The organism is Pseudomonas sp. FFUP_PS_473, assembly GCF_002858665.1.
Taxonomy (GTDB): Bacteria; Pseudomonadota; Gammaproteobacteria; order Pseudomonadales; family Pseudomonadaceae; genus Aquipseudomonas; species Aquipseudomonas defluvii.
This window is the reverse complement of record NZ_PJQQ01000004.1, coordinates 68,002-89,024: the sequence shown is the minus strand read 5'-3', so window position 1 is coordinate 89,024 and position 21,023 is coordinate 68,002. Positions and strand designations below refer to the sequence as shown.

Genomic DNA, 21,023 nt, shown 5'->3' with positions numbered 1-21,023 from the left:
CGATATCCCTGCACTCACACATGCAGACCACAAAGGCGTGTATTCGATACGGACAAGCACGCGTGGCAACACCACGCCCGCGTCCGTTCTGTCAGTTCGGGCAGGCGGGCGGTGAGAAGGTAAAGGCGAACAGGACGCTGCGCCGACGCTTGAGCACCGTATCGCTCGGCCAGTCACGCCTTACGGCCTGCATGACAGGCTGTACCAACGTGTAAGGGCGGGTGAAGCGGCTCATGGTTCGGCTACTGGAGAAAATGAAGGGCGGCACTCTAGGGGAAGCCTGCGCCGCCCGTCAATCGTTACGCCTGAGCAATAGCACCAAGGTCGGTAACGATTGGCAGCGCAGCCAGACCTCAATGCTTGCCTGTGGACGGCAGCAGGATCGCCAGCAGGCCGAACAGCGGCAGGTACGAACAGATACTGTAGACGTACTCGATCCCATGGCTATCGGCCAGGTAGCCCAGCAGTGCAGCGCCGATACCGCCAAAGCCGAACATCAGGCCGAAGAAAATCCCGGCGATCATCCCGACATTACCCGGCACCAGCTCCTGGGCGTAAACCACGATGGCCGAAAAGGCCGAGGCCAGGATGAAGCCGATGATCATGCTGAGCACACTGGTCCAGAACAGATCGACATGAGGCAGCAGCAGGGTGAACGGCGCCACCCCGAGGATCGAAAACCAGATCACGGCCTTGCGCCCGATCCGGTCCCCAATCGGCCCACCGAAAAAGGTACCCGCCGCAACCGCACCGAGGAACAGGAACAGGTACAACTGCGAACTGGCGACCGAGAGGTTGAATTTTTCGATCAGGTAGAACGTGAAGTAGCTGGTAAAGCTGGACATGTAGAAGTACTTGGAGAACACCAACAGCCCAAGCACCACAAGGGCCCCGATGACCCGCTGACGGGACAGGCCATGGCTCGCACGCTGACCTTGCTTGGCTTTGAACAGGTTCAAGTGCTCGCGGTACCAGCGGCTCAGCGCGTAGGTCACCAGCAAGGCAAATACCGCAAACAGACCGAACCAGGCCACATTACCCTGCCCGAACGGAATCACGATCGCCGCAGCCAACAATGGGCCAAACGCCGAACCTGCGTTACCGCCCACCTGGAAGGTCGACTGCGCCAGCCCGTAGCGGCCACCCGACGCCAGGCGGGCAATACGTGACGTCTCGGGGTGGAACGTCGAGGAGCCAATACCAATCAGCGCCGAGGCCAGCAGGATCATCGAGAAACTGCCGACAAACGCCAGCATCACAATACCGACCAGCGTACACAGCGTGCCCAGCGGCAACAGGTTGGGCATGGGTTTGCGGTCGGTGTAAAAGCCCACCCAAGGCTGCAGCAACGAGGCCGTGATCTGGAATGTCAGGGTAATCAAGCCGATCTGAGCAAAGCTCAGCCCATAATTAGCCTTGAGTAGCGGGTAGATCGACGGAAGCACGGCCTGGATCAGATCGTTGATCAAGTGCGCCAATGCGCAGGCGGCGATAATTCGCATAACCAGCGGGCTGCTTTGGGCGTTTGCCAAGGTAGAAGGCGAACTGGACTGGGCACTGCTCAAGGCCATGGGAATGCGTTCCATCCGGATAATTGGGATCCAATTATCCGGAATCCTTTAAGCAGAGCACCATGTTTTTCGTGTAATACAGGCGTAACAGGCCGAAATGCCTAAGCAATTGATCATGCGCGAATTTTTTTTAGAAACAGGTGTTGACAGATATCCGTTTCAGGCTAATAATGCGCGCCACTTGGCTACATAGCTCAGTTGGTTAGAGCATAGCATTCATAATGCTGGGGTCCGGGGTTCAAGTCCCTGTGTAGCCACCAAGTACTAAAAAGGGCTTACCGCAAGGTAAGCCCTTTTTTATTGCCCGCAAAAAAGTACCCAGCGCATAACACGCTGGCACCCCATCGATACCTTCTCAAGCCAACATCAAGCACCGAACAAGGCTCGCTTGTTCCACGCTAGCGAACACTGGCAAAGACCACCGCTACCCCAAGGCCAATCAAAGCCATGCCAATCACCTTGTCCACCAGCCCCTGACGATCGAGCATTGTGCGCCGCAGGGCATCGCTGGAGAAAAAGACGGCCACCAGGCTGAACCACACCCAATGGGCGAAGGACATGAAGAAGCCATAGCCAAAGTCAGTCGCCAGCGAGCTGTCAGGCTGTACCACTTGGGTATAGGCACTGACCACAAAGAGCATGGTCTTGGGGTTCAGGGCGTTGGTCAGAAAGCCCGAGCGCAATGCAGCGAACACCCCCAGACGACTGGCGCCGTCATCATCCCCCAGCGCGATGCGTTGAGTGTTGGTGAAGGATTTATAACCCAGATAAATCAAGTAGCCCGCACCCAACGCCTTCATCGCCAGAAACAGCAGCGGTGATTGGCTGATGATCAACGCGATTCCCAGCACGGTGTACAACACATGCACCTGCACTCCGCAGGCAATCCCCAACGCCGCCATGAGACCAGCCCTGCGACCGAAGGCGTAGCTACTACGCGTGACCATGGCAAAGTCCGCACCGGGGCTGATCACCGCCAGAACGGTGAACAGGGCAACAGCAATCAATTCATTCACGTAAAGCGCCTCGATCAGCTAGTAAAATGCACAGATGCGCTCTGCTCAGGCGGCTAGCACCGACGCCATCGCAATGAATCCTTGTAGGAGCCGGGCTTGCCCGCGATGCAGGCACCACGAACTCAAGGGCACCCCACCGACGCCATCTCAGGCAAGCCTGCTCCAACAAAGACCGAGCAGCCTGTAAGAGCCGGGCTTGCCCGCGATGCAGTCGCCGCGAACTCAAGGGCCCCCACCGATGCCATCGCAGGCAAGCCTGCTCCAACAAAGACCGAGCAGCCTGTAGGAGCCGGGCTTGCCCGCGATGCAGGCGCCACGAACTCAAGGGCACCCCACCGACGCCATCTCAGGCAAGCCTGCTCCAACAAAGACCGAGCAGCCTGTAGGAGCCAAGCTTGCCCGCGATGCAGTCGCCGCGAACTCAAGGGCACCCCACCGACGCCATCGCAGGCAAGCCTGCTCCAACAAAGACCGAGCAGCCTGTAGGAGCCGGGCTTGCCCGCGATGCAGTCGCCGCGCACCCATTAAGCATGCCCCCCCTCCGCAGAACATCTGTTCTGTACGGTGCTTATTATCGAAAGCTTCGTTGTGGCTAAAAAGCGATTTATAGTGCGACAAATCCGCTAGTTTTCCTCACAGATATGAAGCTGCCCGCCCTCTCCGCCTTCCGCTATTTCGACGTCGCGGCGCAAACCGAAAGCTTCGTTCGCGCCGCCGAACTGCTGCACGTCACCCATGGTGCCGTCAGCCGGCAGGTGCGCTTGCTGGAGGAGTCCCTCGGGGTGCAGTTGTTTGAGCGACGCAACCGGGCGATTTTCCTCACGGCCGCCGGACGCGCCCTGCATGGCACCACCCAGTCGCTGTTCGAGCAGTTGGAAGGTGCGGTCTATCGCCTGCAACAACAGGCGCGGGAAAACGTTCTGGTGCTCTCCTGCGAGCCGACTATCGCCATGAAATGGCTGATTCCGCGCCTGCCGGAATTCCATGCCGAGCACCCAGACATCCACATCCATCTGGTGGCGGCCGGCGGCCCGGTGGATTTTATCGGCAGCGGTATTGACCTTGCGCTGCGCCGCGATGACTTCCCATGGAGCAAAGGCCTGGACGCCGTTAAGGTCTGTGACGAATACGTAGGCCCGGTGTGCAACAACGCCCTGGCCACACAGGGACTAGTCGGGCAACGACTGCTGCATACAGGCTCACGACCCAATGCCTGGAACACCTGGTTACGCCTGAGCAAGCAGTCAGCCCAGGACTGCAGCCGAGCCGACTATGAGCATTTCTACCTGTGCATCCAGGCAGCAGTGGCTGGCCTGGGCTTGGCAATGGCCTCGTTCCTGATGGTGCAGGACGAAATCGCGGCCGGGCAACTGCAGGCGCCTCAGGGCTTTATCAAGGACGGCTCAGCTTATTACCTGCTCTGCCCCCAGCCCATTGCCGAGCACGCTACGTACCGACGCTTCGCTGACTGGATCACGGCGCAGTCACAAGCCGCTGGCAATACGATGAACCTGAGCTGAAATCCCCACCCCAGGTCCGATAGCCGGCCGTATCGATGTGAATCCGCCCCGTAGGGTAGCGCCCCAATCCCATGTTCCAGGCAGCACCTTGGGTTTGCCAGAAACGACACAACGATGCAGGATCAGAGCCAAGGGGCAGCAACAGGTCAACCGCAAAGGCGCGAGTATGTGCACTGCCAACAGCGCCACCGGCACACGCATTGAGCGTGGGATTACGGTACGCCGAGACGACCTCGTAGCGGCGCAGGACGTGCTGATCACCCAGGGCCTTGAGCAGTTGCAGGGTCGAGCGTACGGCGGGCCATTGCCCCAGAGGCGGTACCGCGAATGGCTCGGCAGCGCACAGCCGCCAGTCGCTGGCTGAACGCAGCAACTCATGTATTGGAACCCTGCCGTAGAGCCGTGCCTCGACCAGCATGTCACGGAACACTCGCGTCTCATGGTCGCCAGCCCAGAGGGCGAACATGCGCACGTCGCGCTCGTCGGCATACGCCCCAAACGTACCGAGCCACAGGCCCATCACTGGCAGCGCCACCTTGCGCCGTATCACCCGCATAAACGCTCCACTTCCCAAGCCCACAGAAATGCCTACAGTATGGCCTGACTAGCAAAAGGAGAGAGGCCACTGGCATGGAGTCAACTATGCGCAAAACCACTTTATTAACCCTGACGCTGGGGCTGTCTGCCTTGGTCCTGAGCACGACACCACAGGCCGATACCAGGGTCACCCTGGGTGATCAGCAACGGGTCAGCAGGTTGTTTGCCTACCCCAACAACTGCAGCGCTATCTGCTTCCGGGACTGGACGCTGGAACAGACCGTCGAGCACTACCTGAAGCAAAGCGTAGCGCGAGACGGCTACACCCAAGCGACGGTCCGGGTGGGGCGCGACAATGGCACCCTGTATGCTTATATTACAGACGTCCCCAGCACCTACGGCGAACCGCTGACGCGCCTGCTCGACAATGGCGAACTCGCCTACCAGGGCGCCAGCCAGCTCAACCGCGACGGCAAGTGGGCCTACAACTGGCTGCTGTTCCTGCCACTGGGCATGGCCCTGGAAAATCGCCGCAGCATCGAGCTGCTGCACTTTCCGCCAGACTATTCGCTGACCCAGGCGCAAGATTACCTGCGCTCGAACACCACTGACCGCTGGGCGTACCTGTTGAGTGTCAACGGTGTACCTGTGGATAACACGCCGGCCTTCCAGACCATCGTCGACATTGCCCCGATTGCCGCCCCTGCCTCTGCCGGCAAAGCGCTCGAGGGTGTCTACGGGTACTTCAACGACTACCAGACGAACATGGTCAAGGCGGTTACCCGCAACGCCAGGGGGGACTCACTGCCGATGGTGGCATTTGGTTCACCGGTACGTACCTGGGTGGAGCAAACCTATGGCCAACGCGTCAACGTACTGGGGCTGGTGAACATCAGCCCGACGACCGGGCAACGCGTGCCGGTACTGGGCTCAAACCACCCCAGTGCCATTTGGTACACCGCAGACAAAGCCAACCACGCAGGCGATCAGGACCAGGCAGACGCGGCGGGTTTGAAGATGATGGGCCAGGACCTCAGCGCCGCCTGCTGGCAGGCCGGCATGGGCAGCAACCCCAAGGCCGATGCCGAGGCCACGCTGAATGCCTGCACGCAAAAATGGCAGGTCACCGCGAAGACGCAGACCTGTGAGCTGTTCTACCGTTCAATTCGGGAAATGACCCCGGAGCAGGCCGCAGCCAAATGCAACACCGATGCGGTAAGGCGCAGCTTGCAAACGCTGCAACAGCCTCTGGAAGAGATCTGATCGCTCAAGCCTCATTGCCGGCCAACGCCGACAATGAGGCTACAGGACTCAGTCCTGTGGGCGCAGGCGATACTGCGGCGGCAACTGCTCAAAGCCGCTGATGGTGGTGTTGAGGCTCTTCCAGCGGCCATCCTTGATGCCGTAGATGCAGCCATGCACCGACAGGCTCTGCCCACGATGCCAGGCGTTTTGAACGATGCTGGTATGAGCAACGTTAGCCACCTGCTGAATCACGTTCAGCTCACACAGGCGGTCGACCTGCTCTTCCTCAGTAGCCAACTGCGAAAGCGCCACGCGGTTCTCGTAGTAAAGGTCACGGATCGAACGCAGCCAGCCGTCGATCAGGCCCAACTGGCGATCCTGCATCGAGGCCCGCACACCGCCACAGCCATAGTGGCCGGTGACCAGAATGTGTTTGACCTTGAGTACGTCTACTGCGTACTGGATCACCGACAGGCAGTTCAGGTCGGTGTGCAGCACCACGTTGGCGACGTTACGGTGAACAAACAGATCGCCCGGCAGCATGCCGACGATTTCGTTGGCCGGCACCCGCGCATCCGAGCAGCCAATCCACAGGAATTCAGGCGTTTGCTGGCGTGCCAGCTTGGCGAAAAACTCCGGATCTTCCTGTTTGATTGCATCAGCCCAGCGGGCGTTGTTATCAATCAGTTCTTGTAGGTCGTGCATGTTCAAGCCTCATAGATGATCCGCAGTCTCTGACAGGCGCCACGCCGAACAGGTCACGCGCAGCATGGAACTGCCTTCAGTCGATCAACGTGCAGGCCATCACCAGCGCATCCTCGCGACCACCGGCAATGGGGTAATAATCTCGACGCCGACCCACTTCGTTGAAGCCGTAGCGCTCGTACAACCGGTAGGCAGACTGGTTACTGGCGCGCACCTCGAGGAAACACTCCCGGCCGTTGAGCTCGTAGGCACGTTTCATCAGGTGTTCGAGCAAGCGCAGGCCCAGGCCGCGCCCCTGGCTCTCCGGCTTGACGGTGATGTTGAGCAGGTGCGCCTCATCGATGATCACGTTGATCACACCGTGCCCCACCTGCTGCCCACCCTCGAACATCAACCAGATTTCATAGGATTTTAGCCCGTCGAGGAAAATTCCTCGGGTCCAGGGGTGGCTGAAGGCGGCATATTCGATCTTCAGTACGGCATCCAGGTCCGCCTCGGTCATCCGACGAAAACTGATTGTGTCACTCATCGCTTGGTTTCCAGCGCGCCATCAGCCGACGCATGGCTTTCCAGACGTCCGCCTTGCGTTGCGGCTCGTCCATCAACACTTCAAGGCCCGGCAAGGCCCAGGCATGCCCCAGGCCCTCGACCGGTAATTCACGGTAAAAGGCCTGCTCATCGGCCTCCCCGGCAAAGCGCACGGCAGGCAGACCAACCAGCCACAGGCAGGCGCACGGAGCGTCTTCCAGACGGGCCTGGATAAAGCCCTGCACGAAATCACGGGCCGCTTCCGGCCCCTGGTCAAGGTTGCCACGCACCAACAGCGGCCAGCGCACGGGCTCACCGATGATCTGCGGGCTGTCTGGCAAGCCTGCGGCACGCAACATGTCCTTGAGCAGCAAGTAGGACGGATCGCGACTCTGGAACGGCTCACCAGTGGCCAACTCGACCAACACCAGGCAACGCCCTGCACGTAGCAATTGCAAGGCAAAACGCGGCGGCGGAACGACAGCCGCCTTGACCGGCGCTACCGCCTCCTGCGCCTCTTCCAGCGGCTTGCTGGCAGCTCGCGGGGTGGTGCTGGGGCGCGGGATCTCGATTTTCTGCCGCTCAACCGGCTTGCTCACCGGCACAACGACGGGGGCGGTCTGTTGCACGGGCGAATGTGCAACCTCCTCCACCAGCGGCTCCAACGGCAGCAAGAGTTCAGGGCGCGACGGCGCAGCGAACGGCAGTTCGGCACGCGGCAGCCAAGGCACTACTTGCATGGCATTGAGGTAAGCGCGGCGGCGGGACTCGGTGAGCAAAGGTCGGCCATCTGTGGATAAGTCAGGGCCCACATTCTACCGCCCTTCGCTGCCCGGCGCCGCAGTTGATCGGCAGAAATCCGCCCGAGAATACCCACAAGCGATCAAGGGGTGAATCGACAACCGCATGATGCAGTACAATCGGCGCTTTTATTTGGCAGCGAGTCGACCCGCCAATGATCGAACCCAAACGCGTCCTGCGCGCCCTAGCCGAACACTGGGCCTTGCTCGAGCCGTTGTGCGAGCGCTTCGACCAGGGCACCCTGAGCCTGGCAGAACTGCGCCTGCAACTGGCGACCCAGCAGCTGGAAAGCACGCCGCAGGACATCACCAACCTGCTCGATGTGTGGATTCGCCTGGATATTCTGGTGCCCGTGGCCAAAAGCCCGAACCGTTTTGAACTGAATGCCCAGATCCACGATTTCCTCGCCTACCTGCGCCGCGAGCACCGCCTTGGCCTGTGCCTGGAAATCGAAGCCTACCTGCGCCACCTCGAGCGTCTGGCCGGGCACATCCAGGACGCCTTCGACATTCGCGACGGCAATGACCTCGCACGCCAACTGCGCCTGCTCGACATGCGGGTGCGTGACGTTCTGAAAAAGCTCGACAACGACGAACAGGCACTGGTGGCCGTGGCCGAACGGGCCAAGACCAGCGACCGACAGATTCCCCTGCGCCAGCGTTATGCTGAAGTTCTGGCGACCTGGGACGAGTACGTCGAGCCGATGATCCAACTGGTCAACGCCGACGGCGCCTTCGAGCAGGGTGTACGCAAGGTCGAGACCGTGCTGTTGCGCCTGCTTGGCGAACAGGCACGCCTGGGCCAACTGGTCGACGACGACATGCTGCTGCGCACCCATGCCCGCATCCTGGAAATGCAGACCAGCGCGCAACTGACCCTGCGCCATGCCCGCGAACTGCTGCTGCCCCTGCGTGAAGAGGCGCGCCGACACAACGCCGTGACCCGTGGCGCGGCACTGGCCCTGTCGGTGATCCGCCGCAAAGGCCTGGACGCCGTGCCACACGCGGCAATGCCCCTGTTCACCCGGCCGCAGAGCACTTTCCTCGGCAGCGCCAGCCAGGTGGAAGCCTATGTCTATGCCCTGGCCCGCTTCGAGCCCAAACCGGCGCAGTTCCCCAAGGCGCACAAGAACCAGAAGGGCGAACCGCCGCGCGCACCGCGCACGGTCAAGGAAATGCTCGAACGCTGTACCGACGCCCTGCCAATGCCAGACCTGATGACCTGGCTGCTGGAGCAGGAGCCCGAAGGCGCCACCGACGAATTGCTGTACTGGTTCTCGCGCCTGTCGCGGGAAAAGCGCTTTACCCGCGAACGCCTTGAGCGCCGTGACTACCACACCCGCGAGCACCAGGTCAGCCTGCGCTCATTCGCCCTGACGTCCAGCCGCGAAACGCCGCTGGAGCCTACTGCGAGCACCTCACATGCATCTTGATCTTTCCGAACTGTCCCAGCTCGCGCCGATCTTCCGCGAGCTGTTCAAAGGCTTCCACATCAGCCGCCGCGACCCGGAGCTTTACGCTCAACTGTCGAACTTTCAGGACCAGTACCGCGGCCTGTTCAGGGCATTGGGCTTCGAACTGGTCTGCGATACCCGCGGTTTCTACTACTTCGTCCCCGAGCAAGCCGCCGCGCAAGTAAACAAGACCGCCCAACGCCTCTCGCTGTTCACCTTCATTCTGGTAGAGCACCTGGCCGACCAGGGGCGAGACCCAATCGCCGTGCTGGATGGCGGCAGCCTGGGCCGTGATGAGCTGCCGTCGCTGCTGGAGAAGTACCGCGACCTGTTCATCCAGGCTGAAGTCCAGACACCAGAGGAACTGGAAGAAAAGATCATGCGGCGCATGACCCAACTCGGGTTTGCCAGCGAAGAGAATGGTATCTACCGCTTCCTGCCGCCGATGCACCGTTTCCTCGACGTGTGCCTGTCGGTCCAGCAGGATCGCGACCTGGCCGCCAGCCTGCACAGCGCGTTGCCACTGCCAACGCCCGTACTGGTCGACGAAGACAGCGACGAGAAACTGCTCAAGACTGACGACCCGCTTGATCTGGGCCCGTTCGACGACCTGGACGAAACCGAAGAAGAGGCCCTGGCCCGCGCCATCGCCGAAGAGCAACAGGAGATTGATGCATGAGCCAGGAACGCTACGGCATCCGCCGCTTTGCACTGCTCAACACTGCCGGCTACAGCCTCGGTCTGTTCCCGCTGGAGCACCCGCTGTCGGTCTACGGCGCCAACAACCTGGGCAAGAGTGCGTCGATCAACGCCCTGCAGTTCCCGATCCTGGCACGCATGTCGGACATGAGCTTCGGCAAGTACAGCCTGGAGCAGTCGCGGCGCTTCTACTTCGCCAGCGACACCAGCTACATCCTCTGTGAAGTCTCACTGCCCCACGGTCCGCACGTGATCGGCGTGGTCGGACGCGGCCCGGGTGGCGGTTTCGGTCACCAGTTCTTCGCCTATGCCGGCGAGCTGGACCTGGCTCACTACCAGAAGAACGACACCTGCCTGCGCCAGAAAGAGCTGTTCAGCAACCTCGAGCGCAATGGCCTGAAGGCTTACGAACTCAAGCCTGACGAGCTGCGTCGACTGCTGGTCGGCGGGCACACGTCGGTGCCGCTGGACCTGACCCTGATTCCCTTGCGCTCCACCAGTGAACAGAGCCTGAAGACCTTCCGCGCACTGTTCATCAACCTGCTGCACATGCGCGAAATCACTGCGGCCAAACTCAAGCAACTGTTCCTCGATGCCTTCGAGCACAGCCTGCGCTCGGGCAGCGTCGACTATATCGCGGCCTGTGAAGAAGCCTTCCGCGACGTACGCCGCATGGAGCAGGACTACAACGCCCTGGTCTCAGCCGGCCCACTGGTCGAGGCCTTGGCCAACGGCGTAACCCAGCGTGACATTCTGCGCGGCAAACTGCACCGCCTGTCTCCCCTGCTCGACTCGCTGCTGGGTACCTGGCAGGACTACGCGATGGCCCGCAAGGAAGAACTGGTCATCCAGTCTGAACACTACCGCAACGAGCAGGATGCCCTGCAGAACAATCAACGCGGTGGTACCCAGGAACTGATGCGTCTGGAGCGCGAAATCACCGGCATCCAGCGCTGGCTGGGCGAGTTGTCAGTGCTCAAGCACCGCTTTGCCCTGATCGATGACGTCAAGGTCCTGGAACAGCAACTGTTGGCAGCCAAGGATGCCCACGATGAACTGGCCGGTGCCCTCGCCCAGTCACGGCAGTTCAGTGCCGAAGACCTTGAAGAACGCCTGCGTGACCTGGAAAAGCGACTGAAATCGGTCAAGCAGCAACTCGACCACGCCGACAACAACAGCTATGCCCGCCTGCGCGAAGAGTTTTCGCAACAGGACGTCGAGCGCCTGATGCGTCTGTTCAACGGCGCCCTGTTCAGCCTGCCCCTGGGCGAACGTGGCATCGAACTGGACGACAGCGAACTGTGGGTCAAATCCCTGGAAGCGGTACTTGAACGCTTCAAGGGCGAGCGCTTTGAAGTGCCGGGCCTGTCTATCGACCTGTCGCACATTGAACCCCCTGCGCTGCAGGCACTGGCCGACCGCGCGGCCCTGCGCGACCAGAAAGAGCGTCTGGAAAAAGAGCTCAAACAGCTCAAGACGCAACAGGCCGTCGCTGCCGACCGCGCTGCCAGCAAGACCCAGACCGAAGCCCTGTACCAACAGGTACTGGACGCTCAAAAAGCGCTGGAAGACTACCGCCGCGCGCAGACACTGAGCGCCGAAGAAGGCGAAAAACTCGAGCAGCTCGCGCAACTGGAGGCGGCTCAGGACGAACTCAAGCGCTCCAGCGACGCCTTCACCGAACGCGTCCAGCAGTTGTCGGCCAAGCTGCAACTGGTCGGCCGGCAGATCGCCGACATGGAAGCCAAGCAACGCACCCTTGACGATGCCCTGCGGCGCCGCCAACTGCTGCCGGCTGACCTGCCATTCGGCACCCCGTTCATGGAGCCGGTGGACGACTCGATGGACAACCTGCTGCCGCTGCTCAACGACTACCAGGACAGCTGGCAGGGCTTGCTGCGCTGCGATGGCCAGATCGAAGCGCTGTACGCCCAGGTACGCCTCAAGGGCGTGGCCAAGTTCGACAGCGAAGACGACATGGAGCGCCGCCTACAACTGCTGATCAACGCCTATGCCCACCGCCAGGACGAAGCCCTGACCCTGGGCAAGGCGCGCCGCGCCGCGGTCACCGATATCGCCCGAACCCTGCGCAACATCCGCAGCGACTACGACAGCCTTGAACATCAGTTGGCGTTGTTCAACCGTGAGATCAACAAGCGCCAGGTATCGAACCTGCAGAGCTTCCGCATTGTTCTGGCACCGAACAAGGAAGCGCTCAAGCACATCGATCAGATTATCCACAGCGCCGGTCAATATGAGGAAGGCGAGACCCTATCGGTGTTTGACCTGAGCCAGAGTGCCGAGCAGGACAACAAGAACGAGGAAGCCAAGGAGTACCTGGCACGCCTGGTGGCCGCCAACCACAACCAGTTGGGCCTCAAGGACCTGTTCGAGCTGGCGTTCGAGATTACCAAGGTCGGTGGTCAGCCAGTGATCCATACCGACATCGACGGCGCCGCCTCCAACGGCACCACCATGACCATCAAGGCACTGACCAACATGTACTTGTTGCTGCACTTGATGGACCGTGACCTGGCGGGTCGCGTACGCCTGCCGTACTACCTGGACGAGGCCGCCGACATCGACGAGCGCAACCAGGCGGCGCTGCTGGAGACCAGCCTGCAACTAGGCTTTGTGCCGATTCTGGCCAGCGTCAAGCCGCAAGTCTCAGCCAAGGTGGCCATTGACCTGGAAGGTGGCAGCGGGCCGAACGGGATCTACATCGATGAAGCGGACTGGAAATTCATCAGCCGCCACGAAGAGATCAAGGCGGTAGCACACGAAGAGGACGCGGTTTCAGCGTAGTGGCGCCATCGCAGGCATCCGTGGAAACACGGCTTGCCTGCGATGAATTCAACGCCGTATTACTGAGCCCACGGCAAGATCGGAATTGCAGTCACCGCATTCTGCGGGCTGCCTTCGATGATCCGGTCACTGTAGACCAGGTACACCAGGGTGTTGCGCTTCTTGTCCAGGAAGCGCACGACCTGCATGGTCTTGAACACCAAGGAGGTGCGCTCCTTGAACACCTCCTCCCCCTCCTTGAGCTCTTCCTTGAAGCGAATCGGCCCGACCTGACGGCAGGCAATGGACGCCTCGGCACGGTCTTCAGCCAAACCCAGCCCGCCTTTCAGGCCACCGGTCTTGGCGCGCGACAAGTAGCAGGTCACCCCTTCCACCTTCGGGTCGTCGAACGCTTCGACCACGATGCGGTCATTCGGCCCGACAAATTTGAACACCGTCGACACCTGGCCGATTTCCTCGGCCGAGGCCAACAATGGCAGGGCCAGCAAAGCCCCCAGCAATCCTTTGATCAAACGCACACGGTTCTCCCTCATACCAGAATCAGATTGTCGCGATGGACCAGCTCCGGCTCAGCGCTGTAACCCAGCAGGCTTTCAATGGCCTCGGAGGACTGGCCGATGATTTTCTGCGCTTCCAGCGCACTGTAGTTAGCCAGGCCTCGGGCGATCTCCTGGCCGTCCGGGCCGACGCAGACCACCATCTCGCCACGGCGGAAGCTGCCTTGCACACCTTTGACGCCAACCGGCAACAGGCTCTTGTTCCCTTCGCGCAGCGCCTGGACGGCACCGGCATCAAGGGTCAACGTACCACGGGTTTGCAGGTGACCGGCCAGCCACTGCTTGCGTGCCGCCAGCATGCCACGCTCAGGCGACAGCAGGGTACCCAGGCGCTCACCTGCCTTGAGACGGTCCAGCACGCGCTCCAGGCGCCCGCCGACGATGATCGTGTGCGCCCCGGAGCGGGCCGCCAGACGCGCAGCGCGCAGCTTGGTCTGCATACCGCCACGGCCCAGCGCACCACCCGTACCACCCGCGACGGCGTCCAGGCTCGGATCATCGGCACGGGCTTCGTAGATCAACTCGGCATCGGGGTTGGTGCGCGGGTCGGCATTGAACATGCCATCGCGGTCGGTGAGGATCACCAGCAGATCAGCCTCGACCAGATTCGCCACCAGCGCCCCCAGGGTGTCGTTATCACCGAAACGGATCTCGTCGGTGACCACCGTGTCGTTTTCGTTGATAACCGGTACAACCCCCAACTCAACCAGCGTGCGCAGGGTGCTGCGGGCGTTCAGGTAACGCTTGCGGTCAGACAGGTCGTCATGGGTCAGAAGGATCTGCGCAGTGTGCCGGCCGTGTTCAGCGAAGCTCGACTCCCACGCCTGCACCAGGCCCATCTGGCCGATGGCAGCGGCTGCTTGCAGCTCGTTCATGGCACTCGGTCGCTTGGTCCAGCCCAGGCGGCTCATACCGGCGGCTACCGCCCCGGACGACACCAGCACCAACTCGACACCCGCTTCATGCAACGCCACCATCTGCTCGACCCAGACACCCATGGCCGCGCGATCCAGGCCTTTGCCATCTGCCGTCAGCAGGGCACTGCCGATTTTCACGACCCAGCGCTGGGCACCCGTCACCTTGCTCCGCATCTTCTTCCAACCTATGCCGATCTGTGGATTCTAAAAAACAGCGCTTGCTACGCCTTGTAGGAGCCGGCCTTGCCGGCGATGCAGCATCACAGGTACCACGCTGATGCAATCACGGGAAAAGCCTGCACCTACAGACAGCAAAACGCCGCTTGAAAAAGCGGCGTTTAGTGTACTGCAACGGATCAGTCGCGCACGTAAATGATTTCTGGACCGTCTTCGTCCTCTTCATCCCAATCGTCGTCATCGTCACCGATGTCATGCACGCTCTTCACGCCGCTACGGCGCAGAGCACGTGCGTCGTCCAGCGCCTGAAGCTGGGCACGGGCCTCGTCTTCAATACGCTGATCGAGATCCGCCAGCTCTTCGGCATACGCCGGGTCATTGGCCAGGCGATCAGCACGGTCTTCCAGGTAGCGCATGATGTCGCGGCTAAGCTGCTCGGTGCCCTGCTTGGAGATCGCCGAGATCACGTACACCGGGCCTTCCCACTGCAGACGCTCAACCACTTCCTTGACGCGCTCGTCGCGCTCGTCGTCCATCAGCATGTCGGTCTTGTTCAGCACCAGCCAGCGATCGCGCTCAGCCAGCGACGGGCTGAAGCGGGTCAGCTCGTTGACAATGACCTCGGCAGCATCGGCACTGTTGCTCTCGTCCAGCGGCGCCAGGTCGACGAGGTGCAGCAGGAGGCGAGTACGCGCCAAGTGCTTGAGGAAGCGGATACCCAGGCCAGCACCCTCGGAAGCGCCTTCGATCAGGCCGGGAATGTCGGCGATGACGAAGCTCTTCCAGCGGTCGACACTGACCACGCCCAGGTTCGGCACCAGGGTGGTGAACGGGTAATCGGCGACCTTCGGCTTGGCAGCCGATACCGAGCGAATGAACGTACTCTTGCCTGCGTTAGGCAGGCCCAGCAGGCCGACGTCGGCCAGCACTTTCATTTCCAGCTTCAGGTCGCGCTGCTCGCCCGGCTTGCCCGGCGTGGTCTGACGCGGAGCACGGTTGGTACTGGACTTGAAGCGCGTGTTGCCCAGGCCGTGCCAGCCGCCCTGGACCACCATCAGCTTCTGCCCTGGCTTGACCAGGTCGCCGATGACTTCCTGGGTGCTGGCGTCAATCACGGTAGTACCGACCGGTACACGCAGGATCAGGTCGTCGCCCTTCTTGCCGGTGCAGTCGGTGCTGCCGCCATTGGAGCCGCGCTGGGCCTCGAAATGGCGGGTATAGCGATAGTCGACCAAGGTATTGAGGTTCTCGTCGGCAACCATGAACACCGAGCCGCCGTCACCACCGTCACCGCCGTTGGGACCGCCGTTCTCGATGAACTTCTCACGACGAAAGCTCATGCAACCATTGCCACCGTCACCGGCTTTGACCCGGATCGACACTTCATCAACAAACTTCATAAAAACCGCCTCTCGTCGTCTCGACGAGTTGAATGACACAAAGACATAAGGCTCTTGCAAAAATGAGCGCGGCGGCCCCGTCAACGACCGTAGAATCCAGCGCCGGCAGCCCATACAAACAGTTTTGCAAGAGACTCACCCCACAAACGAAAAAGCCCCGTCGCGAGACAGGGCTTTTCCAGCGACATCGCTATTAGGCAGCGACAACGCTTACGTAACGACGACCGAACTCGCCTTTTTTCTCGAACTTGATCACGCCTTCGATTTTAGCGAACAGGGTGTGATCTTTGCCCATGCCAACGCCGTAACCAGCGTGGAATTGGGTGCCGCGCTGGCGAACGATGATGTTGCCGGCCTTGATGACCTGGCCGCCATACATCTTCACGCCAAGGCGTTTGGCTTCTGAGTCGCGACCGTTACGGGTACTACCACCAGCTTTTTTGTGTGCCATGAGTTCAACTCTCCAATAAGGGGATTAGGCTGAATTAAGCCTGAATACCGGTGATTTTGATCTCGGTGAACCACTGGCGGTGGCCCATACGCTTCATGTGGTGCTTACGACGACGGAACTTGATGATGCGCACTTTGTCGTGACGACCTTGGGAGATCACTTCAGCGACTACTTTAGCGCCAGCGACGACAGGTGCGCCGATGTTTACGTCATCGCCATTGGCGACCAACAGAACGCGATCGAAAGTTACGGATTCGCCGGTAGCGACTTCCAGTTTTTCGATCTTCAGGTATTCACCTTCGGCGACTTTGTACTGCTTACCGCCGGTAACAATTACTGCGTACATGGTATTTCTCCGATAATCCTGCTCACCCAGCTCTTTATAGGTAAGAGTATTGGCTGGCATGGCTGCATAAGGCTGGAACGGCCCTGTGCAATTGCGTAAGGCAGGTGCTGCCCAGGAAGTTCAGGGTGCGCGATTGTACGCAAGCCCCGCGGCGCTTGCAAGTACCGCCCCCGGCCAACCGGCACCGCGCCTTGACAGGCCGGGACCTGCAACCTAGCATGCCGCGCAACCTTTATGGAGCACCTGTGGCCGATGCAACCCCAAGCTTTCTACCGCGCGGTAGCGGACGACTTCAGCGCCGTTGACGAGATTATCAAGAAGCAGCTGACTTCACGTGTGCCGCTGGTCTCGAAAATCGGTGACTACATCACGTCGGCTGGCGGCAAGCGCCTGCGCCCGCTGCTGGTGCTGCTGTGCGGCAAGGCACTGGGCCGCGATGGCGACCAATTGCGCCTGCTCGCTGCCACCATCGAGTTCCTGCACACCGCGACCCTGCTGCATGACGATGTCGTCGACATGTCCGGCATGCGCCGTGGCCGTTCCACCGCCAACGCCCTGTGGGGCAACGCGCCCAGCGTACTGGTCGGCGACTTCCTCTACTCGCGCTCATTCGAAATGATGGTCGAGCTGGGGTCGATGCCGGTCATGCAGATTCTCTCCAAGGCGACCCGCGTGATCGCCGAAGGCGAAGTACTGCAGCTGTCCAAGATCCGCGACGCCAGCACGACCGAAGACGTCTACATGGAGGTCATCCGCGGCAAGACGGCAATGCTGTTCGAGGCCTCGACGCACAGCGCCGCAGCCCTGGCTGAAGCCAGTGACGCTCAGCGTGAAGCCCTGCGTACCTTCGGTGACCACCTGGGCGTAGCCTTCCAACTGGTCGACGACCTGCTCGACTACAAGGGCGATGCGCAAACCCTGGGCAAGAACGTCGGTGACGACCTGGCCGAAGGCAAGCCAACCCTGCCGCTGATCTACACCATGCGCGAAGGCACCGCCGAGCAGGCTGCCCTGGTTCGCCAGGCCATCCAGAAGGGCGGTATCGAAGATCTGGAAAGCATCCGCGCAGCCGTCGAGGCTGCCGGCGCACTGGACTACACCGCGCAACTGGCCCGCGACTATGTCGCTCGCGCCATTGCATGCCTGGAAGTGCTGCCTGCCAGCGAGTACCGTGACGCGCTGGTTGAACTCAGCGAATTCGCCGTCGCCCGTACCCACTGATCCCTCCCCGGCCCATCTTCGGATGGGCCCGCTTGCCCTCTGAGCGACAAAACCTTATACAATGTGGGTTTTTGCACGCACCCCCAGAGGAACCTTAGTGAGCACTTTGCCTCCCTGCCCAAAATGCAACTCCGAATACACCTACGAAGACGGTGCCATGCTGATCTGCCCCGAGTGCGCCCACGAGTGGTCCGCCAGCGGTGAGGCCGAAGCAGGCAACGACGAGGCAGTGAAAAAAGACTCGGTGGGCAACGTCCTGCAAGACGGCGACACCGTTACCGTGATCAAGGACCTCAAGGTCAAGGGTTCGTCCCTGGTGGTCAAGGTCGGTACCAAGGTCAAGAACATCCGCCTGTGTGACGGCGACCATGACATCGACTGCAAGATCGACGGCATCGGCGCGATGAAACTCAAGTCCGAGTTCGTCCGTAAAGTCTGACCTGCACCTGGATTCGGGGCCGTGCAACGGCCTCGGATCGACCTTCTGGCAGCAACTGCCAATCACTTCTTGCTATTTTGCTAATAAGAATTATTCTCATTGAAACCTCAAGGAGAATAGTCATGACCTATCTGATCGACGCCTGGCTGGAACGCCCTCACCCTTGCCTGCGCATCCTGCACCGGGAAACCGGCGAGGTCTGTGCCGTGCTCGAAGAAGACGCACTGCATGAGCTATACGCCCAGGGTGATCTGGACCTGAATGGTTTGAATTCAAACGAGCCGAATGTGCTCAAGGAACTGGTGCGCAACCTGTTTCTGTTTTCTTACGCACGGGCGTTGCGCCCGCTGTAATCGCCAGCAACGCTGGCTCCCGCACGGTTGCGCAGAAGCCGGCATTGCCGCTGCCGGAGAGCCGAGCCCCCCAGCAACGCCAGGGCTTACAGAACGTCGAGCAGCTCGACGTCGAAGACCAGTACGCTGTGCGGCGGGATGCTGCCAACGCCCTGAGCGCCGTAGGCCAGCTCGCTCGGTACGTACAGGCGCCATTTGCTACCAGCGTTCATCAGCTGCAGGGCTTCGGTCCAGCCAGCGATCACGCCGCTAACAGGGAACTCAGCAGGCTGACCGCGCTCGTAGGAGCTGTCGAAGACAGTGCCGTCGATCAGGGTGCCGTGGTAGTGGGTACGGACGCTGTCATCGCGAGTCGGCTTAGCACCTTCACCAGCGGTCAGTACTTCAAACTGCAGGCCCGAAGCCAGGGTAGTGATACCTTCACGCTTGGCGTTTTCAGCCAGGAAAGCCTTGCCTTCGCCAGCCGCAGCTTCAGCCTTGGCAGCCGCTTGCGCTTGCATGATGTCGCGGATGACCTTGAAGCTGGCCGACAGCGCTTCTTCGCTGACACGGCTGGCCTGGCCATTGAACGCGTCGGTCAGACCGGCCAGGATCGCTTCCAGGTTGACGCCTGGTGGTGGGTTGTCACGCAGTTGACCACCCAGCTGACGGCCGATGCCGTAGCTGACGCGCGTTTCGTCGGTAGACAGGTTGATTTCGGACATTGGCTTGCTCCGCTACAGGGCGCACGAACACCGCGCCCTTCATGAAAAGGGCGAGCAGCCTAGCACACTGCGGCGCAGCAGTTCAGCTACCAGGCCGAACGCCGGGAAATCGGCACTTTCAGATCCTCTTCCGCCGTGCTGCTCATGCCGCACATTTCGTCCTGCACCGACCAATGCACCAGGTTCAGCGGCAGGTCTGGCAACCCCTGCAACTGCCCGCGCGCCTCCTCCACGGAGTGCACGCGCAAGCGCTGGCCTCGTGTATCAGACAACGGGTGGGCGCGCCCATGTACGCGTGCCTCAAGCAGGTAATCCCCCCCTTCGATAGCGATCAGGTTGAGTTCCTCGACATGACCAGCCCTGGCCTCGGTATTCAGATCGTGCAGGTTCATTGCAGCACCTCACTACTGGGACATACGAGCGACTGTTCATTCTTCGTACAGGGATGAACAAAGTACAAGCCAGAAACGCAACCGCCCGTCCGTTTTGTAACGGACGGGCGGTTTCAAGCGCACCGAGCAAGACGCAATCAGTGCTTGGTCAATTTGTCCAGGTAACCCATCGCGAACGCAGACACCACAAAGGTCATGTGGATGATCACATACCACATCAGGTACTGCGTCTCGATGTTCCGCGCGTCCATGAAAACCCGCAACAGGTGGATCGAGGAGATCGCCACGATCGAGGCCGCCACCTTCATCTTCAGTGAGGTGGAGTCCATCTTGCCCAGCCAACTGAGCTTTTCCTTGTCGTCATCGATGTTCAGTTGCGAGACGAAGTTCTCATAGCCGGAGAACATCACCATGACCAGCAGGCCACCCACCAGGGACATGTCGATCAACGAAAGGATCACCAGGATCAGGTCGGCTTCAGCCATGGAAAACACGTTGGGCAATACGTGGAAGATTTCCTGGAAAAATTTCAGTGCCAGCGCCAGCAGCCCCAAGGACAAACCAAAGTAGATGGGCGCGAGCAGCCAGCGAGAGGCATACATCGTGTTTTCGATAAAACGTTCCATTAAAAAACTCATCGGTGGCTAGAAAACGGGCACAAGTATACCAGCCACGAATGACAGAAAAAGCCCGCGTCAGGTTGCCGCAAGGCAACCGGGGGCAGCCCTCAGGTCTCTGGATGGAACTGGAAATCACCCACGTGATGCACCCGTTCGCCGTTGATCCGTCTGAGCTGTGCCTGCAAGTGAATGCACCAGATCTGTGGCCCATCCGCAACTTGATACCCATGCAAGGTCAGGCTATCGACGATGGCATTGAGTACTGACTCAGCGACGTAAGGACCGTGGAACGGCCCCTGAGCCTTGATCGCGGAAGGTTGCTCGCCAGCCATGCCGGCGGCGAAAAGCAGCGTCCACATACCATTGTCACCGGCCAGCGGACGAATGCTGCATTCAATGCGGGTGACCAGACCCAGGCATTGACGAGTAAGGCTGAGGCTGCGCGGCATGGCGACGATCCTCGGAGAAACCCTGTTCAGCGCCCATCGGGAGCTGTCTCTATCCTGTACCTACGACTGTCCATGATCTGAAGAATAGAAGAAAACCGACAGCGACAAGCGGTAGCA

24 protein-coding genes and 1 tRNA gene are annotated in these 21,023 nt (G+C 60.6%); 9 read left to right on the top strand and 16 right to left on the bottom strand.

The window, feature by feature from the left end:
• Positions 1-91 precede the first annotated feature (91 nt).
• Both CYD26_RS25210 and CYD26_RS03925 read right to left on the bottom strand, forming a co-directional pair.
• Positions 92-235 (bottom strand): hypothetical protein, encoded by a 144-nt coding sequence (locus CYD26_RS25210; RefSeq protein WP_178081686.1) that lies wholly within the window; start codon positions 233-235, stop codon positions 92-94.
• Between the two features lie 118 nt (positions 236-353).
• A complete protein-coding gene (locus CYD26_RS03925) occupies positions 354-1,571 on the bottom strand; it encodes an MFS transporter (protein WP_102051885.1) in 1,218 nt (405 codons plus the stop codon).
• Positions 1,572-1,754: 183 nt separating this feature from the next.
• Between CYD26_RS03925 and CYD26_RS03920 the strand changes: the two genes are divergently transcribed.
• Positions 1,755-1,831: transfer RNA gene (locus CYD26_RS03920), tRNA-Met, on the top strand.
• A 138-nt stretch (positions 1,832-1,969) separates the two neighbouring features.
• Here CYD26_RS03920 and CYD26_RS03915 read toward each other — a convergent pair.
• The gene (locus CYD26_RS03915) at positions 1,970-2,587 is read right to left on the bottom strand and encodes a LysE family translocator (RefSeq protein ID WP_065760605.1); all 618 of its coding nucleotides are present in this window, start codon (positions 2,585-2,587) and stop codon (positions 1,970-1,972) included.
• Positions 2,588-3,228: 641 nt separating this feature from the next.
• On the opposite strand from CYD26_RS03915, the gene CYD26_RS03910 reads away from it, so the two are divergent.
• Entirely contained in the window at positions 3,229-4,107 is an 879-nt protein-coding gene (locus CYD26_RS03910) for a LysR substrate-binding domain-containing protein (protein ID WP_102051833.1), read from the top strand.
• Here CYD26_RS03910 and CYD26_RS03905 read toward each other — a convergent pair.
• Positions 4,061-4,627: a D-Ala-D-Ala carboxypeptidase family metallohydrolase gene (locus CYD26_RS03905; protein ID WP_065760632.1), complete on the bottom strand. Its 567-nt coding sequence runs from the start codon at positions 4,625-4,627 to the stop codon at positions 4,061-4,063. The genes CYD26_RS03910 and CYD26_RS03905 overlap by 47 nt on opposite strands.
• Before the next feature lie 122 nt (positions 4,628-4,749).
• Between CYD26_RS03905 and CYD26_RS03900 the strand changes: the two genes are divergently transcribed.
• Positions 4,750-5,907, top strand: coding sequence for a hypothetical protein (locus tag CYD26_RS03900; protein WP_102051832.1), 1,158 nt, complete (start codon positions 4,750-4,752; stop codon positions 5,905-5,907).
• A 48-nt stretch (positions 5,908-5,955) separates the two neighbouring features.
• Here CYD26_RS03900 and can read toward each other — a convergent pair whose 3' ends face one another.
• The 3 genes from can to CYD26_RS03885 all read right to left on the bottom strand — a co-directional run bounded on the left by can (position 5,956) and on the right by CYD26_RS03885 (position 7,901).
• The gene (gene can / locus CYD26_RS03895) at positions 5,956-6,594 is read right to left on the bottom strand and encodes a carbonate dehydratase (RefSeq protein WP_065760608.1); all 639 of its coding nucleotides are present in this window, start codon (positions 6,592-6,594) and stop codon (positions 5,956-5,958) included.
• Between the two features lie 76 nt (positions 6,595-6,670).
• Positions 6,671-7,123, bottom strand: coding sequence for a ribosomal protein S18-alanine N-acetyltransferase (gene rimI / locus CYD26_RS03890; protein ID WP_099773507.1), 453 nt, complete (start codon positions 7,121-7,123; stop codon positions 6,671-6,673).
• Positions 7,116-7,901, bottom strand: a complete 786-nt coding sequence (locus CYD26_RS03885; protein ID WP_065760610.1) for an energy transducer TonB — start codon at positions 7,899-7,901, stop codon at positions 7,116-7,118. Before CYD26_RS03885 ends, rimI begins: the two co-directional genes overlap by 8 nt.
• 176 nt (positions 7,902-8,077) lie before the next feature.
• Between CYD26_RS03885 and mksB the strand changes: the two genes are divergently transcribed.
• The 3 genes from mksB to mksF are packed head-to-tail and all read left to right on the top strand — an operon-like array spanning position 8,078 to position 12,880.
• Positions 8,078-9,355 carry an Mks condensin complex protein MksB gene (mksB, locus tag CYD26_RS03880; RefSeq protein ID WP_065760611.1) on the top strand — a complete coding sequence of 426 codons (1,278 nt, stop codon included), beginning with the start codon at positions 8,078-8,080 and terminating at the stop codon, positions 9,353-9,355.
• Positions 9,345-10,055, top strand: a complete 711-nt coding sequence (mksE, locus tag CYD26_RS03875; protein ID WP_065760612.1) for an Mks condensin complex protein MksE — start codon at positions 9,345-9,347, stop codon at positions 10,053-10,055. The genes mksB and mksE overlap by 11 nt, the downstream gene beginning before the upstream one ends.
• Complete coding sequence (gene mksF / locus CYD26_RS03870; protein ID WP_102051831.1) at positions 10,052-12,880, top strand: Mks condensin complex protein MksF; 2,829 nt, start codon at positions 10,052-10,054, stop codon at positions 12,878-12,880. The genes mksE and mksF overlap by 4 nt, the downstream gene beginning before the upstream one ends.
• Positions 12,881-12,939: 59 nt before the next feature.
• On the opposite strand, the gene CYD26_RS03865 is transcribed toward mksF, so the two are convergent.
• The 5 genes from CYD26_RS03865 to rplU all read right to left on the bottom strand — a co-directional run bounded on the left by CYD26_RS03865 (position 12,940) and on the right by rplU (position 16,728).
• Positions 12,940-13,398, bottom strand: a complete 459-nt coding sequence (locus CYD26_RS03865) for a CreA family protein (RefSeq protein WP_065760614.1) — start codon at positions 13,396-13,398, stop codon at positions 12,940-12,942.
• An 11-nt stretch (positions 13,399-13,409) separates the two neighbouring features.
• A complete protein-coding gene (proB, locus tag CYD26_RS03860; protein ID WP_065760615.1) occupies positions 13,410-14,528 on the bottom strand; it encodes a glutamate 5-kinase in 1,119 nt (372 codons plus the stop codon).
• A 182-nt stretch (positions 14,529-14,710) separates the two neighbouring features.
• Positions 14,711-15,931: an Obg family GTPase CgtA gene (gene cgtA / locus CYD26_RS03855; RefSeq protein WP_102051830.1), complete on the bottom strand. Its 1,221-nt coding sequence runs from the start codon at positions 15,929-15,931 to the stop codon at positions 14,711-14,713.
• 193 nt (positions 15,932-16,124) lie between these two features.
• Positions 16,125-16,382, bottom strand: coding sequence for a 50S ribosomal protein L27 (rpmA, locus tag CYD26_RS03850; protein WP_065760617.1), 258 nt, complete (start codon positions 16,380-16,382; stop codon positions 16,125-16,127).
• A gap of 34 nt (positions 16,383-16,416) precedes the next feature.
• Positions 16,417-16,728 (bottom strand): 50S ribosomal protein L21, encoded by a 312-nt coding sequence (rplU, locus tag CYD26_RS03845; RefSeq protein ID WP_065760618.1) that lies wholly within the window; start codon positions 16,726-16,728, stop codon positions 16,417-16,419.
• 252 nt (positions 16,729-16,980) lie between these two features.
• Between rplU and CYD26_RS03840 the strand changes: the two genes are divergently transcribed.
• The 3 genes from CYD26_RS03840 (at position 16,981) to CYD26_RS03830 (ending at position 18,741) form a co-directional block, all read left to right on the top strand.
• Positions 16,981-17,949, top strand: coding sequence for a polyprenyl synthetase family protein (locus tag CYD26_RS03840; RefSeq protein WP_065760619.1), 969 nt, complete (start codon positions 16,981-16,983; stop codon positions 17,947-17,949).
• Positions 17,950-18,046: 97 nt separating this feature from the next.
• Positions 18,047-18,388, top strand: a complete 342-nt coding sequence (locus tag CYD26_RS03835) for a zinc ribbon domain-containing protein YjdM (protein WP_065760620.1) — start codon at positions 18,047-18,049, stop codon at positions 18,386-18,388.
• Between the two features lie 122 nt (positions 18,389-18,510).
• Complete coding sequence (locus tag CYD26_RS03830) at positions 18,511-18,741, top strand: hypothetical protein (RefSeq protein ID WP_065760621.1); 231 nt, start codon at positions 18,511-18,513, stop codon at positions 18,739-18,741.
• Positions 18,742-18,827: 86 nt separating this feature from the next.
• Here the strand turns inward: CYD26_RS03830 and CYD26_RS03825 are convergent, their stop codons facing one another.
• The 4 genes from CYD26_RS03825 to CYD26_RS03810 all read right to left on the bottom strand — a co-directional run bounded on the left by CYD26_RS03825 (position 18,828) and on the right by CYD26_RS03810 (position 20,906).
• Positions 18,828-19,445 carry an FKBP-type peptidyl-prolyl cis-trans isomerase gene (locus CYD26_RS03825; protein ID WP_065760622.1) on the bottom strand — a complete coding sequence of 206 codons (618 nt, stop codon included), beginning with the start codon at positions 19,443-19,445 and terminating at the stop codon, positions 18,828-18,830.
• Between the two features lie 86 nt (positions 19,446-19,531).
• Entirely contained in the window at positions 19,532-19,837 is a 306-nt protein-coding gene (locus CYD26_RS03820; protein ID WP_065760623.1) for a DUF6482 family protein, read from the bottom strand.
• 137 nt (positions 19,838-19,974) lie between these two features.
• Positions 19,975-20,463, bottom strand: a complete 489-nt coding sequence (locus CYD26_RS03815) for a TIGR00645 family protein (protein ID WP_065760624.1) — start codon at positions 20,461-20,463, stop codon at positions 19,975-19,977.
• 101 nt (positions 20,464-20,564) lie between these two features.
• Positions 20,565-20,906 (bottom strand): hypothetical protein, encoded by a 342-nt coding sequence (locus tag CYD26_RS03810; RefSeq protein ID WP_065760625.1) that lies wholly within the window; start codon positions 20,904-20,906, stop codon positions 20,565-20,567.
• Positions 20,907-21,023: the final 117 nt, after the last annotated feature.

Bases quoted from the DNA above. Each gene is read 5' to 3' on its own strand.
- CYD26_RS03820 (WP_065760623.1), bottom strand. From the start codon at position 19,837: ATGAACCTGCACGATCTGAATACCGAGGCCAGGGCTGGTCATGTCGAG.
- CYD26_RS03810 (WP_065760625.1), bottom strand. From the start codon at position 20,906: ATGCCGCGCAGCCTCAGCCTTACTCGTCAATGCCTGGGTCTGGTCACC.
- rpmA (WP_065760617.1), bottom strand. From the start codon at position 16,382: ATGGCACACAAAAAAGCTGGTGGTAGTACCCGTAACGGTCGCGACTCA.
- cgtA (WP_102051830.1), bottom strand. From the start codon at position 15,931: ATGAAGTTTGTTGATGAAGTGTCGATCCGGGTCAAAGCCGGTGACGGT.
- CYD26_RS25210 (WP_178081686.1), bottom strand. From the start codon at position 235: ATGAGCCGCTTCACCCGCCCTTACACGTTGGTACAGCCTGTCATGCAG.
- CYD26_RS03905 (WP_065760632.1), bottom strand. From the start codon at position 4,627: ATGGGCCTGTGGCTCGGTACGTTTGGGGCGTATGCCGACGAGCGCGAC.
- CYD26_RS03825 (WP_065760622.1), bottom strand. From the start codon at position 19,445: ATGTCCGAAATCAACCTGTCTACCGACGAAACGCGCGTCAGCTACGGC.
- rimI (WP_099773507.1), bottom strand. From the start codon at position 7,123: ATGAGTGACACAATCAGTTTTCGTCGGATGACCGAGGCGGACCTGGAT.
- CYD26_RS03900 (WP_102051832.1), top strand. From the start codon at position 4,750: ATGCGCAAAACCACTTTATTAACCCTGACGCTGGGGCTGTCTGCCTTG.
- CYD26_RS03830 (WP_065760621.1), top strand. From the start codon at position 18,511: ATGACCTATCTGATCGACGCCTGGCTGGAACGCCCTCACCCTTGCCTG.
- CYD26_RS03910 (WP_102051833.1), top strand. From the start codon at position 3,229: ATGAAGCTGCCCGCCCTCTCCGCCTTCCGCTATTTCGACGTCGCGGCG.
- proB (WP_065760615.1), bottom strand. From the start codon at position 14,528: ATGCGGAGCAAGGTGACGGGTGCCCAGCGCTGGGTCGTGAAAATCGGC.
- mksF (WP_102051831.1), top strand. From the start codon at position 10,052: ATGAGCCAGGAACGCTACGGCATCCGCCGCTTTGCACTGCTCAACACT.
- mksE (WP_065760612.1), top strand. From the start codon at position 9,345: ATGCATCTTGATCTTTCCGAACTGTCCCAGCTCGCGCCGATCTTCCGC.
- mksB (WP_065760611.1), top strand. From the start codon at position 8,078: ATGATCGAACCCAAACGCGTCCTGCGCGCCCTAGCCGAACACTGGGCC.
- CYD26_RS03925 (WP_102051885.1), bottom strand. From the start codon at position 1,571: ATGGCCTTGAGCAGTGCCCAGTCCAGTTCGCCTTCTACCTTGGCAAAC.
- can (WP_065760608.1), bottom strand. From the start codon at position 6,594: ATGCACGACCTACAAGAACTGATTGATAACAACGCCCGCTGGGCTGAT.
- CYD26_RS03840 (WP_065760619.1), top strand. From the start codon at position 16,981: ATGCAACCCCAAGCTTTCTACCGCGCGGTAGCGGACGACTTCAGCGCC.
- rplU (WP_065760618.1), bottom strand. From the start codon at position 16,728: ATGTACGCAGTAATTGTTACCGGCGGTAAGCAGTACAAAGTCGCCGAA.
- CYD26_RS03815 (WP_065760624.1), bottom strand. From the start codon at position 20,463: ATGGAACGTTTTATCGAAAACACGATGTATGCCTCTCGCTGGCTGCTC.